Source organism: Synechococcus sp. LA31 (genome assembly GCF_018502385.1).
Classification (GTDB): Bacteria; Cyanobacteriota; Cyanobacteriia; order PCC-6307; family Cyanobiaceae; genus Vulcanococcus.
Genome location: NZ_CP075523.1, coordinates 2,382,951 through 2,398,438, shown reverse-complemented (window position 1 = coordinate 2,398,438; position 15,488 = coordinate 2,382,951). Strand labels below are relative to the sequence as shown.

The 15,488-nt window shown below is 64.8% G+C and carries 17 protein-coding genes and 1 pseudogene; 9 read left to right on the top strand and 9 right to left on the bottom strand.

The window, feature by feature from the left end; all coding sequences use genetic code 11:
* Positions 1-6 precede the first annotated feature (6 nt).
* The 5 genes from KJJ24_RS12985 (at position 7) to KJJ24_RS12965 (ending at position 4,719) form a co-directional block, all read left to right on the top strand.
* Entirely contained in the window at positions 7-1,626 is a 1,620-nt protein-coding gene (locus KJJ24_RS12985; RefSeq protein ID WP_214339338.1) for an ABC transporter ATP-binding protein, read from the top strand.
* 182 nt (positions 1,627-1,808) lie between these two features.
* Positions 1,809-1,964 (top strand): hypothetical protein, encoded by a 156-nt coding sequence (locus tag KJJ24_RS12980; protein WP_214339336.1) that lies wholly within the window; start codon positions 1,809-1,811, stop codon positions 1,962-1,964.
* Between the two features lie 40 nt (positions 1,965-2,004).
* Entirely contained in the window at positions 2,005-2,721 is a 717-nt protein-coding gene (locus KJJ24_RS12975; protein ID WP_214339334.1) for a response regulator transcription factor, read from the top strand.
* 107 nt (positions 2,722-2,828) lie between these two features.
* Positions 2,829-4,235, top strand: coding sequence for a hypothetical protein (locus KJJ24_RS12970; protein ID WP_214339333.1), 1,407 nt, complete (start codon positions 2,829-2,831; stop codon positions 4,233-4,235).
* Positions 4,236-4,248: 13 nt separating this feature from the next.
* Positions 4,249-4,719, top strand: coding sequence for a hypothetical protein (locus KJJ24_RS12965; protein WP_214339332.1), 471 nt, complete (start codon positions 4,249-4,251; stop codon positions 4,717-4,719).
* A gap of 68 nt (positions 4,720-4,787) precedes the next feature.
* Here KJJ24_RS12965 and KJJ24_RS15005 read toward each other — a convergent pair whose 3' ends face one another.
* From KJJ24_RS15005 to KJJ24_RS12950, 4 genes and pseudogenes are all read right to left on the bottom strand, one after another.
* Positions 4,788-5,021, bottom strand: a complete 234-nt coding sequence (locus KJJ24_RS15005; RefSeq protein WP_250545032.1) for a Nif11-like leader peptide family RiPP precursor — start codon at positions 5,019-5,021, stop codon at positions 4,788-4,790.
* A 27-nt stretch (positions 5,022-5,048) separates the two neighbouring features.
* Positions 5,049-6,002, bottom strand: a pseudogene (locus tag KJJ24_RS12960) (RluA family pseudouridine synthase); the annotation flags it as partial.
* A complete protein-coding gene (ylqF, locus tag KJJ24_RS12955; protein WP_250544788.1) occupies positions 5,999-6,868 on the bottom strand; it encodes a ribosome biogenesis GTPase YlqF in 870 nt (289 codons plus the stop codon). The pseudogene KJJ24_RS12960 and the gene ylqF, both read right to left, overlap by 4 nt.
* On the bottom strand, positions 6,865-7,242 hold the full coding sequence (locus KJJ24_RS12950) for a universal stress protein (protein ID WP_214339330.1): 378 nt from the start codon (positions 7,240-7,242) through the stop codon (positions 6,865-6,867). Before KJJ24_RS12950 ends, ylqF begins: the two co-directional genes overlap by 4 nt.
* 124 nt (positions 7,243-7,366) lie before the next feature.
* Here KJJ24_RS12950 and pgk point away from each other — a divergent pair, with 124 nt between their 5' ends.
* Entirely contained in the window at positions 7,367-8,572 is a 1,206-nt protein-coding gene (gene pgk, locus KJJ24_RS12945) for a phosphoglycerate kinase (RefSeq protein WP_214339329.1), read from the top strand.
* A gap of 6 nt (positions 8,573-8,578) precedes the next feature.
* Here the strand turns inward: pgk and KJJ24_RS12940 are convergent, their stop codons facing one another.
* From KJJ24_RS12940 to KJJ24_RS12930, 3 genes are read right to left on the bottom strand one after another with little or no spacing between them, the layout of a single operon-like run.
* On the bottom strand, positions 8,579-8,950 hold the full coding sequence (locus tag KJJ24_RS12940; protein WP_214339328.1) for a hypothetical protein: 372 nt from the start codon (positions 8,948-8,950) through the stop codon (positions 8,579-8,581).
* A gap of 58 nt (positions 8,951-9,008) precedes the next feature.
* On the bottom strand, positions 9,009-10,295 hold the full coding sequence (locus KJJ24_RS12935; protein WP_214339327.1) for an ATP-binding protein: 1,287 nt from the start codon (positions 10,293-10,295) through the stop codon (positions 9,009-9,011).
* On the bottom strand, positions 10,273-11,013 hold the full coding sequence (locus tag KJJ24_RS12930; RefSeq protein WP_214339325.1) for a response regulator: 741 nt from the start codon (positions 11,011-11,013) through the stop codon (positions 10,273-10,275). Before KJJ24_RS12930 ends, KJJ24_RS12935 begins: the two co-directional genes overlap by 23 nt.
* 129 nt (positions 11,014-11,142) lie before the next feature.
* Here KJJ24_RS12930 and KJJ24_RS12925 point away from each other — a divergent pair, with 129 nt between their 5' ends.
* Together KJJ24_RS12925 and KJJ24_RS12920 are read left to right on the top strand one after the other, a co-directional pair.
* Positions 11,143-11,616: an EF-hand domain-containing protein gene (locus tag KJJ24_RS12925; RefSeq protein WP_214339323.1), complete on the top strand. Its 474-nt coding sequence runs from the start codon at positions 11,143-11,145 to the stop codon at positions 11,614-11,616.
* 59 nt (positions 11,617-11,675) lie between these two features.
* Positions 11,676-12,518: an NAD(P)-binding domain-containing protein gene (locus KJJ24_RS12920; protein ID WP_250545031.1), complete on the top strand. Its 843-nt coding sequence runs from the start codon at positions 11,676-11,678 to the stop codon at positions 12,516-12,518.
* On the opposite strand, the gene KJJ24_RS12915 is transcribed toward KJJ24_RS12920, so the two are convergent.
* Positions 12,508-13,242 (bottom strand): hypothetical protein, encoded by a 735-nt coding sequence (locus tag KJJ24_RS12915; RefSeq protein ID WP_214339321.1) that lies wholly within the window; start codon positions 13,240-13,242, stop codon positions 12,508-12,510. The genes KJJ24_RS12920 and KJJ24_RS12915 overlap by 11 nt on opposite strands.
* A gap of 54 nt (positions 13,243-13,296) precedes the next feature.
* On the opposite strand from KJJ24_RS12915, the gene KJJ24_RS12910 reads away from it, so the two are divergent.
* Positions 13,297-14,373 carry a glycosyltransferase gene (locus KJJ24_RS12910; protein ID WP_214339319.1) on the top strand — a complete coding sequence of 359 codons (1,077 nt, stop codon included), beginning with the start codon at positions 13,297-13,299 and terminating at the stop codon, positions 14,371-14,373.
* Here the strand turns inward: KJJ24_RS12910 and KJJ24_RS12905 are convergent.
* Positions 14,334-15,452 carry a histidinol-phosphate transaminase gene (locus KJJ24_RS12905; protein ID WP_214339317.1) on the bottom strand — a complete coding sequence of 373 codons (1,119 nt, stop codon included), beginning with the start codon at positions 15,450-15,452 and terminating at the stop codon, positions 14,334-14,336. The genes KJJ24_RS12910 and KJJ24_RS12905 overlap by 40 nt on opposite strands.
* Positions 15,453-15,488 lie beyond the last annotated feature (36 nt).

Here is a 15,488-nt window from a genome sequence, read left to right as displayed (position 1 = left end):
CAACCGATGGCCGCACGGCAGAGCGCTGAGCCGGTGCTGAAGCTCGATCAATTAGTGGTGCGCTACCCGGCTGCCACCAGCGACACGCTGGCCGGGCTGACGCTGACCCTCAACGCCGGCGAGCGCCTGGCCCTGGTGGGTCCCTCTGGCTGCGGCAAGAGCACCGTGGCCCGGGCGGTGCTGCAGCTGCTGCCATTGGGGAGCACCTGCAGCGGCGGGCTGGAGCTAGGCGGCAAAGATCCGCGGGCGTTGCGGCGTGGCGCGCTGCGGCAGCTACGGGGCGAGGCGGTGGGCCTGGTGTTTCAAGACCCGATGACGCGGCTCAACCCGCTGCTGAACATTGGCGAGCACCTCGCCGACACCCTCGCCCAACACCGCCCCAGCTGGAAACGCCACCAAGTGCGGCTGCGGGCAGAGATGTTGCTGGAGCGGGTCGGCATCAGCTGCGATCGCTACGGCAGCTACCCCCACGAGTTCAGTGGCGGCATGCGCCAGCGGCTGGCGATCGCCCTGGCGATGGCGCTGGAGCCAGCGCTGGTGATCGCCGATGAACCCACCACCAGCCTGGATGTGGCCGTGGCGGGGCAGGTGATGGAGGAGCTCTGCCGGCTGTGCGAGGAATCAGGCACGGCACTGCTCCTCATCAGCCACGATCTGGCCATGGCGGGCCGCTGGTGCCAGCAGATCGCCGTGCTCGATCAGGGGCGCCTGGTGGAGCAGGCAGCCGCCACCCAGCTGCTCACCCAGCCGCAATCCGATCTGGGGCAACGGCTGGTGCACGCAGCCCGTGCTCGCGAGGGCAGCCGCACGCCGGCAGCCCCGGCCGATGCACCGCTGCTTTTGGAACTGGAGGATCTGCGCTGCTGGCATCCGCTGCCGGGCCTTCCCTGGCAGCGGCGTTGGTACCGGGCTGTGGATGGGGTCAGCCTGAAACTGCGCCAGGGTGAAACCGTGGGCGTGGTGGGGGCCTCAGGCTGCGGCAAGAGCACCCTGTGCCGGGCCCTGATGGGTCTGGTACCGGTGCGCGGCGGGAGCGTGCGGCTCCAGGGCCAGGATCTACGCCGATTGCGAGGCGAGCCGCTGCGGCGGGCACGGCGACGCATTCAGATGGTGTTCCAAGACCCGCTGGCCTGCCTCAACCCGGTGATGACCGTGGCCGACGCCATCGCCGATCCACTACTGATTCACGGGATGGCCAGCCGCGCCGAAGCCCGCGAACGGGCCCGGGAGCTACTGGCGGCCGTAGGGCTCAACCCACCAGAGGCCTATGCCAACCGCCTGCCGCGCCAGCTCTCGGGCGGCCAACAGCAACGGGTGGCGATCGCGCGCGCCCTGGTGCTGCAACCCCAGGTGCTGCTGTGCGATGAAAGCGTGAGCATGCTCGACGCTGAGATCCAAGCCGAGGTGTTGCAACTGCTGCGGGAGCTACAGGAACGGCTGGGGCTCGGGATGATCTTTGTGACGCACGACCTCTCGGTGGCCAGCGGCTTCTGCCAGCGGGTGATCGTGCTCGACGGGGGCCGGATCGTGGAGCAGGGGCCCGGCGATCAACTGCTGGAGCATCCGCAGGCAGCCATCACCCGCACGCTGGTGGATGCATGCCCACGGTTGCCATCAGCGGCTTGATCCACCATGGCAGTCGCTCTGAAACCACTCACCACAGAAACAAAAGTGGGCTGATCGCTAAAACGCGAAGGGGTATCTGGGTCGCCTTATTTCGCAGCTCCAAGATTTGGCAAAACCAACCTCCCCCCGGCGTAGCCGAGGGGGAACAACCATGACCCTGGTTTGACACCACCTCAACCTGATTGGGGTCAGACAACGCTTGGAGTGGCGACGACGAGCCGATCAACGCCCACGGCAGCTACAACCAGCTCGCCAGCAAGATCGTGGATGACATCAGTGACGAAGTCGCACTGGATTCGAAGGCTTGGTTTGCGGGGGCACTAACCTTTAGCAATTAAGTGGGAACCATCACGTGATCGAATTCGCCGGCACCAAGAGATGTTTCCGCTGAAGGCGAGCTCCAACCAGCGCTTTAGCATCCTCAGGCGAAGGATCATGCATGCGGTTGCGTGTTCTGACATTGATCGATCCATCATCCTGGTGTTTCAATCGCGCGCCTTGCTTGGGCTGCTGGCCGATCAGTTCAAGCACCTCAATGTGATTGCCGCCTGCGAGGGAGAGAGCGAAGCAATCAACGCTCTGAAAGAACAACGCGTCGGACTGATGGTTGTAGGTGATCGACTAAAAGAAGGCCAAATCACTTCTCTTGGAGCACGGGCAACCAAAATCCAGCCCAATCTTCGCATGATGGCGATCCTTCAAGACCCGATCAGCAGTCAACGCTGCACTCAGTTTCACGCCCTGATCGCTGATGCCGACATCGGGGTCGATGAGTTCCCCGTTTACCAAGGCCTAATGGCCATGCTAACCAACACGCAATATCGCAGCACAGGGATCCTCGAGCTACATACAGCGCTTGACCTCGCGACAAACAGCGACGACAGTTCGGCGATTCAGCTAACTTCCAGAGAGCATGACATTCTACGCTGTTATTCAATGGGCCTCACAAACCGGGAAGCAGCCCAAGCCCTTGGGCTTTCAACGTACACAGTTCAGACATACAGCTCAGATTTGCTTGCCAAGCTTGGTGTCAAGAACAGACAAAAAGCCCTGCTCAAAGCAGTTGCCATGGGGATCAGCAAGATCGCGAGCTAAACAAGCCCCAAAGCTCCTCTGGAAGCCCTGTCCCAAATACCCTCAACGGAGGGTAGGCAGCCAGCACGAGCATCTCCAAAATACAAAAGAGTGCACACAGAACCACCATGCCAGCAAACAAAGGCAAAGCGATTGGATTCACCAAAGGCTTGATTGCTGAACTTGGCATCACCTCACAACCTCAGTCGTTGATCAATGACGAAAAGATCGTCAACCCGTCTGACTACAACAGCGACTATACGAATGAAGCAGATGATGTCCCCGAACAGTGGGGTGGCGGCCGGCCAGCACGGATCTCCAATGGCTTTCCAGAGACCCGGAATATTCCATTCACAGCAGGCTTTGCCGATCTACTCAATGGCAATAATGTTGTTACTGGAGACTCTCGAGAAACTGCCGTTTACAACGCTCCTACCTCGAGTCTAATCTTTGGAGATGGCAATGATCAAGTCATCGGATCAGGAGGCTCAGACCCATTGCCAGTACCCAATTCAGGAGGGGTATACAACGACGAAAACGCATCAATTCTTCTCGGAGATGGGGATGACATCGTTGAAGGCACCTCCTCGAATGCTGGCATCCTCAATAACAAATCAGCCCTGATTGATGGAGGTCACGGCAATAACATAATCAAGGGCGACGGGGCTGGCAGGAACACCGGTTTACTCAACCGCGATGGAGCATCGATCAAGACTAAATCCGGCAATGATCTGATTCAAGGAACAGATGGAGGATCAGGCATCGTTAGCAGTGGCACAATTGAAACCGGCGGCGGCAACGATCAAGTGATCGGTAGTGGCGGACAAAATGGCATCGTTAATACGGGAATTATCAAAACCGGCAAAGGGGATGACACGCTTCTGGCAGATGCAGAGCCGACAGGACTTATCAAGGGAACTGCCTACGGAATTTGGGGTGGATCGGGCAGCAAGATCAACACCGGAGATGGCGACGACCGAATCACTGGCAACGCCGGCAACCAAGGGGCCATCGGAACAGGCATTTATCTTGAATCGACATCAGTCATCAAAACAGGGGATGGCAATGATCTGATCACAGGGCAAGGGGGCCAGTCTCTCGGCTATGCAACGGATACCAAGGGGGTAACGAACCTGGGCACCATTGACATGGGCGATGGAGACGATCGCCTGATCGCTCAGATTGGTGGATTTGGCGGTAAAAAGAATCGAAGCACTGGCCAATACACAGGTGGCACCTACAAGATGGGATCTGGCGATGACAGCGTGACAGGATTCGGCGCAGGCAACTTCAGCGGAGACGATGGCAACGACCAGATTCGACTTACAGACGGCACCTATATTCTGAGCTGGGACAGCACAACTGAAACGGGCGCTCTTACAAACACATCGGTGAATAACACATCCATGAATCTCACCAGCTTTGAGCTGATCGGTGGCCATCGGCAAACAACCGACTCCCTTCTTGGCTTGAATGATGGCTCAAGCACCATCATCGTCTATAACAACGGCGCGGACTCATACTACCTAGCTTAACCGCCAAATGACCATGCAAGCACCCAAGAAACAATCCCGCTCCTGGCTCATCCAGGGCTCCAGATTGATGATCTGGGCGCTTGCGGCCCTCTACCTCACAGTGGAAGGGCGTGAAATAACGCAGCTACGGCAGCTCACCACATTCAGCATTTTCGCAGTGCTTTTTGTGGTGGGCAGCTTTCAAGTAAGCGTTTCACGCCTACTTCTCAGCGTAGCTTCACGAAAAGAAGCTTCTGATGCTTATCGCGCTTCAATTCGGATGTTCCTCGCCTCACTCTTGGCGGTCATTGATGGCTGCATGGATGTGGCGATTAGCGGGATGACAGCCAGCGTTACACCTCTTCTAGCCCCACTATTGTTGCTGGGGTGGCTGGTGAATCTGGCGTGCATCGGCCTAGCGCTCTGGTCGATGGAAATTTTCCTCGGCGTGATCAAGCCGGCCCTCACGCTGAGTGATTCAGGCTGGAAAGGAAATAACGACTAGAGGGAAGACAAGGTCCCTACGTCAGTGGCGGTCCATCCGATCGCGCAATAAGGCTTCTGCTTGCCTACTCAGCCAGCCAACTCCCACCACTGGGGCTTCATGAAGTAGTCCTCATCCTCATAATCCACCAGGGCACCATCGGCATGGTTGACCAGATCAGAGGAGCGCACCTCGAAGCCAGCTTGTCGGGCAATGGCTGCGACCTCATCAGCGTCGGCCGCAGCCGTACCGGAGAGTTGCTGCTGTAGAGCCGGATCCTGACGCACGGCAACGATGAAGGCCTGAAGGCTGTGTTCGGCCATCGACAAGGCCTCGGGAGGGAAGGAAGCCCCAGTCTGGGTGCGGCGACGCAGAACGGCCAGCAACTTGTCGAACACCTCCGGAAGCGGTGCTTCAAACAGCATCCGCTCACGGTTGATCGGGTGATCGAGCCCCAACTGGAACGCATGCAGGGCCTGCCCGGGCAGCACCATCGGCAACTTGCGGCAGCGTGAATACACCGGATCACCCACGATCGGGTGACCGATATGGGCGCAATGCACGCGGATCTGATGGGTGCGGCCGGTATCGAGCTTGAAGCGCATCAGTGAGTAGTCGCCGAGACGCTCCAGCAGGGTCCAGTGGGTGCAGGCATGGCGGCCGCTGTCGTCGTGCACCACGGCGTATTTCTTGCGGTCGGCGGGATGACGGCCGATCGCCCCCACGATCGTGCCGTGTTCTGCAGCAGGCACACCGTGCACCACCGCCAAGTACTCCCGCGAGGCGATGCGCTTTTGGATCTGCACCTGCAGTTTCACCAGCGCTTCCTGGCTCTTGGCCACCACGATGCAGCCGGTGGTGTCCTTATCCAGGCGGTGCACGATGCCGGGGCGCAGCTTGCCGCTGATGCCCGGCAGGTCGGGGCAGTGGTGCAGCAGGCCGTTCACCAGGGTGCCGTCTTTGTTGCCCGGGGCCGGGTGCACCGTGAGGCCGGCCGGTTTGTTGAGCACGATCAAGTGCTCGTCTTCAAACAGCACATCCAGGGGGATCTCCTGGGGGATCAAATAAGGAAGAGGCTCCGGCGGCGGCATCCAGAGCTCCACCGTGTCGCTGTGGCGCAGGGGAGTTTTGGCGCGGCCTGTGACGCCATTCACCCGCACATACCCCGCCTCGATGAACTTCTGGATGCGGGCACGGCTCTGCTCTGGCCGCTGGGCCACCAGCCAGCGATCCAGCCGCATCGGCAGCGGCTTGGGGTAGGTGAGGGTGAGCAGCTCCCCTTCGCCTTCGCCGAATCCGCTCACGGCAATTCCAGGGCCAGAGGGCCCAGCGTGCCGCGGCGGAAATCGTCGAGAAAACGCTGCGCCATACGCGCCCTATCGCCGCTGGTGTGGCGAGCAGCGGCCGCTTCAAGCCAACCGTGGGCATCTGGCACCGGCACCCCGTAGCGGCTCTCGAGCAAGCCGGGCTTCACGCCAGAGGCTGCTACGCCCTCCAAGCCCGCCAGCATCTGCACAAAGGCCATCGCCACGGCCTCACCGTCGTAGGCGGCCTGGCCGATGTCGTCACACAGAGCGAGCCGCAGCGCCGCAAGCTGGTCATCGAGACGGGGAGGCAGCACGCCGGGGGCATCCAGGAGGTCCAAGTCCTGCCCCAGACGCACCCAGCGCAGGCTGCGGGTCACGCCGGCGCGGCGGGCGCTGTCCACCACCTTTTGACGCACGAGGCGGTTGATCAGGGCCGACTTGCCCACGTTCGGGAAGCCGAGCATCAGGGCCCGCACCGGACGGGGCAACATGCCGCGCGAGCGGCGGCGTTCATTCAGCGCATCACCGGCGCGGATCGCCGCCTGCTGCAGCTGCTTCACGCCTGTGCCGGCCCTGGCATCGCTCCACCAGGGGGTCTGCCCCTGGCTGCGGAACCAGGCATCCCAGGCGTCTTGCGCCACTCTTGGGATCATGTCGCGCCGGTTGAGCACCAGCAGGTGCTGCTTGCCCGAGATCCAGCGCTGCAGGCGCGGATGGCCGGTGGCAGTGGGGATCCGCGCATCGCGCACCTCGATCACCAAATCCACCTTGGCGAGGTTGCCGGTGAGTGAGCGCTCCGCCTTGGCGATGTGCCCCGGATACCACTGGATAGCCGGTGCGGCGGAACTCAGCAACTCACTCACGGAACCACCAACACAGGGCAGGGCGCCAGCTGGATCACACGCGAGGCGGTGCTGGGCGCTTCGTCAGCCTCCAGCGTGAGCCCTCGCGTGCCCATCACGATCACATCGGCATTGATCTCATCGGCCACGTCGCAAATCACGAAGGCTGGTTTGCCCTCCCGCTCGATCACCTCACAGCTCACCCCCTGCTCCTGGAAGCGGCTGCGGGCTTGCTCGAGCAGCTCGGCCACCGCCACCGGATCGTCCTGCTCGGGTTCCACCACCGAGAGCAGCACCAACGTGCTCTGGTGCTGCTGGGCGAGTTTGAGGGCCGTGGCAGCAGTTTCCGCAGCCTGACGGCTGCGATCGATCGGGAAGAGAACGGTCTCGAACATGGCCGACTGGCCGGTGCTCTCTTTGTTTAGCGCCAGAACGGCTGAGCACCAGGAATCCCAACGTTGTGGTTCCCCCCTTGACCGGCCCGCTAAATTCGCCCGACCTTTCCACTAGCTCTCCCCCATGGCGAAGCGCTCCCTGGCCAGCCTCTCCGCTGATGAACTGCGCGGCAAGCGCGTGCTGGTTCGGGTCGACTTCAACGTGCCCCTCAACGATGCCGGCGCCATCACCGATGACACCCGCATCCGCGCTGCCCTGCCCACCATCAACGACCTCAGCGGCAAGGGCGCCAAGGTGATCCTCTCGGCCCACTTCGGCCGTCCCAAGGGTCAGGTGAACGAGAGCATGCGCCTCACCCCTGTGGCTGCGCGCCTGGGCGAGCTGCTGGGCAAGAGCGTGGTGAAGACCGACAGCTGCATCGGCCCCGATGCCGAAGCCAAGGTGGCTGCCATGGCCGAAGGCGACGTGGTGCTGCTCGAAAACGTGCGCTTCTTCGCTGAGGAAGAGAAGAACGAGGGCGACTTCGCCAAGCAGCTGGCAGCCCTGGCTGACGTGTACGTGAACGACGCCTTCGGCGCCGCCCACCGCGCCCACGCCTCCACCGAGGGTGTGACCCAATACCTGAGCCCCAGCGTGGCCGGCCACCTGATGGAGAAGGAGCTGCAGTACCTGCAGGGCGCTATCGATGAGCCCAAGCGCCCCCTGGCTGCGATCGTGGGCGGCTCCAAGGTGAGCTCCAAGATCGGCGTGCTCGAGGCTCTGCTCGACAAGTGCGACAAGATCCTTGTCGGCGGCGGCATGATCTTCACCTTCTACAAGGCCCGCGGACTGGCCGTCGGCAAGAGCCTGGTGGAAGACGACAAGCTCGAGCTCGCCAAGGCGCTCGAGGCCAAGGCTGCTGCCAAGGGCGTGCAGTTCCTGCTGCCCACCGATGTGGTGCTGGCCGACAACTTCGCCCCCGACGCCAACAGCCAGGTCGCCAAGGTGGATGCCATCCCCGACGGCTGGATGGGTCTCGACATCGGCCCTGATTCCGTGAAGGTGTTCCAGGACGCCCTGGCCGACTGCAAGACCGTGATCTGGAACGGCCCCATGGGCGTGTTCGAGTTCGACGCCTTCGCCGCCGGCACCAACGCCATCGCCACCACCCTGGCCGACCTCAGCGGCAAGGGCTGCTGCACGATCATCGGCGGCGGTGACTCCGTGGCGGCTGTGGAGAAGGCTGGCCTGGCCGACAAGATGTCGCACATCTCCACCGGCGGCGGCGCCAGCCTCGAGCTGCTGGAAGGCAAGGTGCTGCCCGGTGTGGCCGCCCTCGACGAAGCCTGATCGTCGTTATTTCTTCTTCCTGTCGCCCGCTGGCAGGCCAAGGCGCTGGGCCAGAGCTTGCTGTTGCTGAACCTGTTCAGCACGCGACTTCTGGCTAGCGCTCGTGAACCCCTGCCAACAACCCTTCACGGCCGTGGGGTTGGAGGCCTTGGCCAGGCAGGCCTGGGCCTGATCGAGGTGCTGGAGGCGCTCGCTGCTGCGGGCCTCCTCGATGCCGCGCAGGCCCTGGATGTAGTCCATGCGCTGGGAGGGGCTGAGGCGGCCGAGGGCATCCATCAGCGGGCTGCTTGCGTCAGCTTTCTGGGGTTTGCTCAAGCTGGATCCAGCTCCGAGCAGCAGCACACCAGCCAGGGCAAGGGCGGCACGGGAACGAAGCATGCGATGGGCCATGGGGCAACGAAACAAAGCCCACCCATCCTGCGGAAGGCAAAGCCATTTACATGCTTCCGCTGGCGACACAGCTATGACCAGATGCAACTGAGCGGCCGCGCAGCACCACGGCAAACCCCAGCTCACTACGGCGGCACTCCAGCTGGCCGCCATGACTTGCCGCCACCCGCGCCGCAATCGCCAGGCCCAAACCGCAGTGGCCACTACCGCCGCGGGCGCGATCGAGCCGCAGAAACGGCTGCAGGGCCTGGGGCCAGGCTTCAGCGCTGACGCCGGGGCCCTGGTCCCAGACCTCAATACGAAAGCCATTCCCCTGCTCAGAGCGGAGCACCAGGCGCAGGGGCGGACGGCCGTGGCTGAAGGCGTTGTCGATGAGGTTGCTCACAGCCCGGCCGAGGGCGATGGGCTGCACGCAGGCCTGCAGGGGCTCGAGATCCAGCTGCAGCTGATCCGGCTCGATCGGTGCGCTGAGCTCCGCCAGCCACTGATCCAGGGGGAGCGACACCGCCGGTTCCGCATCACCACCACCGGCGAACAGCAGAAACTGACCCGTGATGCGCTCGAGGGCATCGAGATCAGCCTCGGCCCGCTGCTGCTCGCTCTGTCCCGCCAGCCGCAACCGCAGCCGGGTGAGAGGGCTTTTCAGATCGTGGGCAATGCCGGCAAGCATGGTGGCGCGCTCGCGGTCGTTGGCGGCCAGCCGCTGCACCATCGCCTTGAACCGTGCCGTGAGCCGCCGCACCGCACCGGAGCCGGCCGCGGGCAGGGGCACCGCGGCTGGATCGTGGTTGCCCACCTGCGCCAGGGCCTGCTCCAGCTGCTGCAGCGGCCGCTGCACCTCCCACCACAGGTAGAGCAGCGAACTGGAGATGCTGCCCGCGAGCAGCGCCAGCGCGAGCAACAGCGGATCAGGCGCCCTGCCGCTGGCCACATCAAGTGGTGTAAACAACCACACCGGCTCGAGCGGAGACAGCAGCTCCACCCACACCCCTGGTCGCTCACCCGCCGACGGCAGCACAGGCGGGCAGGGCTTGATTTCACGGCAGAGCTCCTGCTGCAGCTGGCGGGCCTGGCGCTGCAGACGACCGTCGCGACTCAAGGGAGGGTTGGCCCCCACCCGCAGCGGCAAGCCACTGAGGCGGGAGAGAGCCGCCGGTGGCAGGCGATCAAGGGCCAGCTCGCCCAGCCGCAGGTTGAACGCCACCTCAGGGCCGAGCTGGATGATCTGGGCCCGCTCCAGCCGCTGGGCTAGCAGGGTCTGCAGCAGCGCCAGGCTCAGGGCCGACACGCCGGCCCCCACCAGGGCGTACCTAACGGCTGCGGGGCTGGCCATCGGGCACAAACACATAGCCGTAGCCCCAGACCGTCTGCAGGTAGCGGGGCCGAGCGGGATCGGGCTCCACCAGCTTGCGCACCCGCGACACCTGCACATCCATGCTGCGGCTATCGGTATCGGAGCCTGGGCCGCGGGCCAACTCAATCAGCCGCTCACGCGAGAGGGGCCGGTGGGGGTGCTGCACAAAGGCCGCCAACAGGCTGAATTCACCGCTGGTGATCACCACCGGCTCACCGGCCCGTTCGAGGCTGCGGGCCGCCAGATCCAAGCGGGCATCGCCGAATTCCACCAGGCGGCCTTCAGCCAGGGGTGTCCCTGCAGGCAGGGCGACACGGCGGCGCAGCACCGCCTCGATGCGGGCGGTGAGTTCGCGGGGCAGGAAGGGCTTGCCGAGATAGTCATCGGCCCCTTGTTCCAGGCCAATAATGCGATCCACACCATCACCGCGGGCGGTGAGCATCACCACGGGCAGATCGTCGCCGCCATCGCGCAGACGGCGCAGCAGGGTGAGGCCGTCATCGCCGGGGAGCATCACATCAAGCACCACCAGATCAGGGCGTTGACCCTCCAGCCGGGCCACCAGCTGCTCGCCACTACTGAGGCAGCGCACGTCGTAACCCTGATCGATGAGATAGGTGCCGAGCAGTCGCCGCTGTTCGGGGTCGTCGTCGACCACCCAGATGCGCGCCTGGGAGCTGCGCTGCGCAACAACCATGGACGGGTTCAGCGAGGCTGGCTCGACTGTATGGAGATCACGGCGCTGCAACCGCACCAGACAGATCTGGTCACAGGTTGGCGGGGTGCCAGCTGCCTCCCATCCGGGCCCGCTCCATAGCCTGGAGCCATGCGACGCTGCCGCCTTCCCATCCTGGCGATTGTTCTAGGCATCAGCCTGGGCACGTCCGGTGCCGCCTGGGGGCAGACCCCGGCCGAGCAGCAGAGCTATCAGCAGCGGATGCAGCAACTGTTCCGGCAGCTCGATCGCAATAGCGATCAGCGGTTGCAGCGTCAGGAGGTGCAAGGCCAGCCCTATCTGGAACGGCACTTCGAGCGGCTGGACAGCCGCCGGCGCGGCTACCTCACCCCAACGGATCTGATGCCGGCCCAGACGCCTCGGGGTGAACGGGCAACACGCTTCTTCAGCCAGGCCGATCGCAATGGCGATGGCCGCATCGACCGGCGCGAAGCGGAGGCCTACAGCTGGCTGCTGCGCCACTTCGGCAAGGCCGATCGCAACGGTGATGGCAGTGTGGATCGGCAGGAGCTGCAGGGCCTGGCCGAGCAGCGCCGCCAACTCTCCGCCCCTGCCCAGCCTTGAACGCCGATCCATCTCACCTGCGCCTGGCCTGGATCGGGCTGGGGGCACTTGGCACACCGATGGCCCTCAACCTGCTGCAAGCCGGGTACGCACTCACCGTGTTCAACCGCACCGCTAGCCGCTGCGCACCCCTCAAGGAGGCCGGTGCCCACGTGGCGGCCAGCCCGGCGGAGGCAGCGCGCAACGCCGAGGTGCTGCTGCTGTGCGTGAGCGACGATCGCGCCGCAAAGGCCGCACTGCTCGATTTCTGTACAGACTGTACGGATTTACGCGATGCGGCGCTGCACGGCCTGAGCCCAGGCTCCCTGGTGATCGACTGCTCCACCATCGCCCCCGCCACCAGCCGCCGCCTCGCTGCCGCCTTGGCTGAGAAGCAGATTCACTACCTCGATGCCCCGGTCACCGGTGGCACAGAAGGCGCCAAGGCCGGCACGCTTTCGGTGCTGGTGGGGGGCGAAACCGACCAACTGGAGCGGGCCCGCCCCTTGCTGCAGGTGCTCGGCAGCTCGATCACCCACTTCGGCCCGGTGGGCGCCGGCCAGGAGGCCAAGGCGGTGAACCAGGTGCTGGTGGCCGGCAGCTACGCCGCGGTGGCCGAAGCCCTGATCCTGGCGGAGCGGCTGGGGCTCAACCGTGAGCAGGTGGTGGAGGCCCTCAAGGGCGGTGCCGCCGGCTCCTGGGCCCTCGAGCACCGCAGCGAGCGGATGATCAACGATCACTACCCGCTGGGGTTCAAGCTGGCGCTGCACCGCAAGGATCTGGGCATTGCCCTGGAGGCCGCCGCGGCCCAGCAGCTGGAGTTGCCCGTCACCGAACAGGTGGCCGCCATGGAAGACGCCCTGCTCGCCAGCGGCCACGGCGATCTCGATGTGTCGGCCCTGGCCCGCTGGTTCAGAAGCTGAGCGCGGCCCGATCGGCCACCACCTTCACCTGCTTGCTGGCGGCCACGATGCCCTTGGGGTGCACCAGGAGCACAGCCCAGGTCTGGGTACCGGGCTGATAAGGCGCCTGGGCACTCTTGAAGATGCCGCCACCGCCCAGGGCTTCGAGCTGCAGGTCGGGAGTGCGCATTCGAAGGAGGTCGGCAGCGGAGACCGGCTGGAGCGCACCGGCCACCACCGCGCCGTCGAGGGGTTCATCGAACACCACATCAACGTCGTAGCGCTGGCCGGTGAGCACGGCATCGGGGATCAACAGGCTCACCTTGAGGTCGCTGTCACCGCTGCGCAGGATCGAGCTCTCCCGAATCACCTCCTGGCTGTTGAAGCGATCGCCGCTGGCGCCGAGCACCAGCTGCTGCTGCGCCTCAAAGCGGAAGCGGTAAGCCCCTTCCTCGCGGCTGCCCGCCACGTTGATCTGCGTGGTGGCGCGTCCATCTTTCAGCGGAGCACCGGGTTGCACAGTCCAGCTGGCATCGGGGAACTGCTCGCGCAGCAGGAGTCGGCGATTTGCCACTTCGTCGGGGTCGAGGCCCTTGCCGGGCTCGAGCACCGTGGTGAGCACCTCAGGGGAGCTGCTGTTGAGGGCCTCCTGCAGCGCCTGCAGGCTGGGGGCCGCCCGCAGCGGTGCGGCCGTCACCAGGCCGGCCAGGGCAAGGGCAGCCGGCAGGAGAGGGCGCAACAGCACTGGAACTCAACCAACACACGGCCCTTAAGTTAGGCGCGCCTTCCCGCCGCGCCCATGTCCCGCCTGTTGATCGCGGCCAGCGGCACCGGCGGACATGTGTTTCCGGCTTTGGCGGTGGCCCGGGCCCTGCCGGCCGATTGGCAACTCCAGTGGCTGGGGGTGCCCAACCGGCTCGAAACCGAACTGGTGCCCGCCGACATCCCGCTCCACACCGTGAACGCCGGCGGCCTGCAAGGGCGCGGCCTGCAGAAACTGCTCAACCTCTTGCGCTTGCTCGGGGCCAGCTGGAGCGTGCGCCAGCTGATCCGCCGCGAGGGGATCCGCGTGGTGTTCAGCACCGGCGGCTACATCGCCGCACCAGCGATCCTGGCGGCCCGCTGGTGCGGCGTGCCCGTGGTGCTGCACGAATCCAACGGCGTGCCCGGCCGGGTCACGCGCCTGCTCGGCAAGCTCTGCAGCCGCGTAGCCGTGGGGTTGCCCCAGGCCGCCGAACGCCTACCCGGCTGCCAGCCCCGGGTGACGGGCACCCCCGTGCGACGGGAGTTTTTGGAACCAGCGCCGCTGCCCGCCTGGATGCCCGCAGGATCCGGGCCGTTGCTGGTGGTGATGGGCGGCAGCCAGGGGGCCGTGGGGCTCAACCGCATGGTGCGGCCGCTGCTGCCCCAATTGCTCGCTGCAGGCTGCCGGGTGGTGCACCTCAGCGGCAGCAACGATCCCGACAGCGGCCAGCTGCAGCACCCCGCCTACGGCGAGCGCCGCTTCAGCGATGAGGTGCCAGGCCTGCTTCAACACGCCGACTTAGTGATCAGCCGCGCCGGCGCCGGCAGCCTCAGCGAACTGGCGGTGTGCGGCAGCCCCACAATCCTGGTGCCCTTCCCCCAAGCGGCCGACAAACACCAAGACGCCAATGCCGGTGCCGCCGCAGCCTTTGGCGCCGCCGTGATCGTGTGGCAACACCCGCCAGATCACCCCGCCCTGGGGCAGGCGATCTGGCGGCTGCTCGGTCCGCGGCTGCGGGGCTGCGATCCGGCTATGGATCCGCTGCTGCAGCTGCGGGCCGGGATGGAGCGGCTGGCGGTGCGCGATGCCGATCAGTTGCTGGCGGGGGTGTTGCTGGAGTTGAGCGCCTGAGGAAGCTCCTGGCGCATCGCATGAATGATGCGCCGATTGCCGCGTCGGTTTTGATAGCCGATGCGCAACCAGGAGTCATCCAGCCCTTCAAACGAGCGGCAATCGCGCAACAGGATGCGATGGCGCGTTTCCAAGGCCTCCCGCAAGGGCTGAAGCGAGCACGGCACCCCAGCACACTCACCACGGATCAACAGATAGTTCGCCGCCGAAGGCATCGGCACAAGGCCGGGCAGATCAGCGATCTGTTGCGTCAGCCAAGCACCCTCCTCCGCCGTCCAGCGCTGAACACGGCGCATCCAGGCCGAATGACGCGCGGGGCTGCGGAGCAACGCCTGAGCCACCGCCGCTGCCATGGCATTCACGGGCCAGGGATCGCGCCATCGCGCCCAGCGCTGCAACCGCTCAGGCTGGGCCACGGCGTAGCCCAACCGCAGCCCAGCGATGCCATACAGCTTGGTGAGGCTGCGGATCACCACAAGGTTGGGGTAGACCTCCACCAGAGGGATCAGGGACTGCGCCTCGCCACCGGGCACCAGGGGTAGAAAGGCTTCGTCGCAAATCACTAGGGCACAGCGCTGCAACAGGGGCTCAAGCGAAGCGCGACTCCACAGCTGACCGGTGGGGTTGTGGGGGTTGGTGATCCAGGCAACCTCTGCATGACATGACACGGCAGGGAAGGGAGCAGGCCCCGGACTTCCCCAGTTCAGCGGCAACGGCAACGCAACCGTGGAACCGCTCCAGCACGCCAGAGCCCGCTGATAGTCGGCAAAGCCGGGTTGAGGCAGCAAGGATGATCCCGCTGCTGCCGCATCGCGGGCCACCCAGGTGAAGAGTTCAGCGGCCCCGTTCCCGGGCAGCACATACGCCGCTGGCAATCGATGCACTGCACCGATGCAACCGGTGAGGCCTGCCAATCGGCGATCTGGATAGGCATTGAACGGGGCAGTTAGACGCCTCGCGCGAGCTCCCCAAGGCAGACGGAAGGGGGCCAGTGATGCACTGGCATCCAGCAGCTGGTCGGGCCGACAGCCCAAGCGGCGCGCTGCATCCTCAACATTGCCACCGTGGGCTTCGGGCACACCACACCAGCACACACGACCACCAGCCTGATCGAC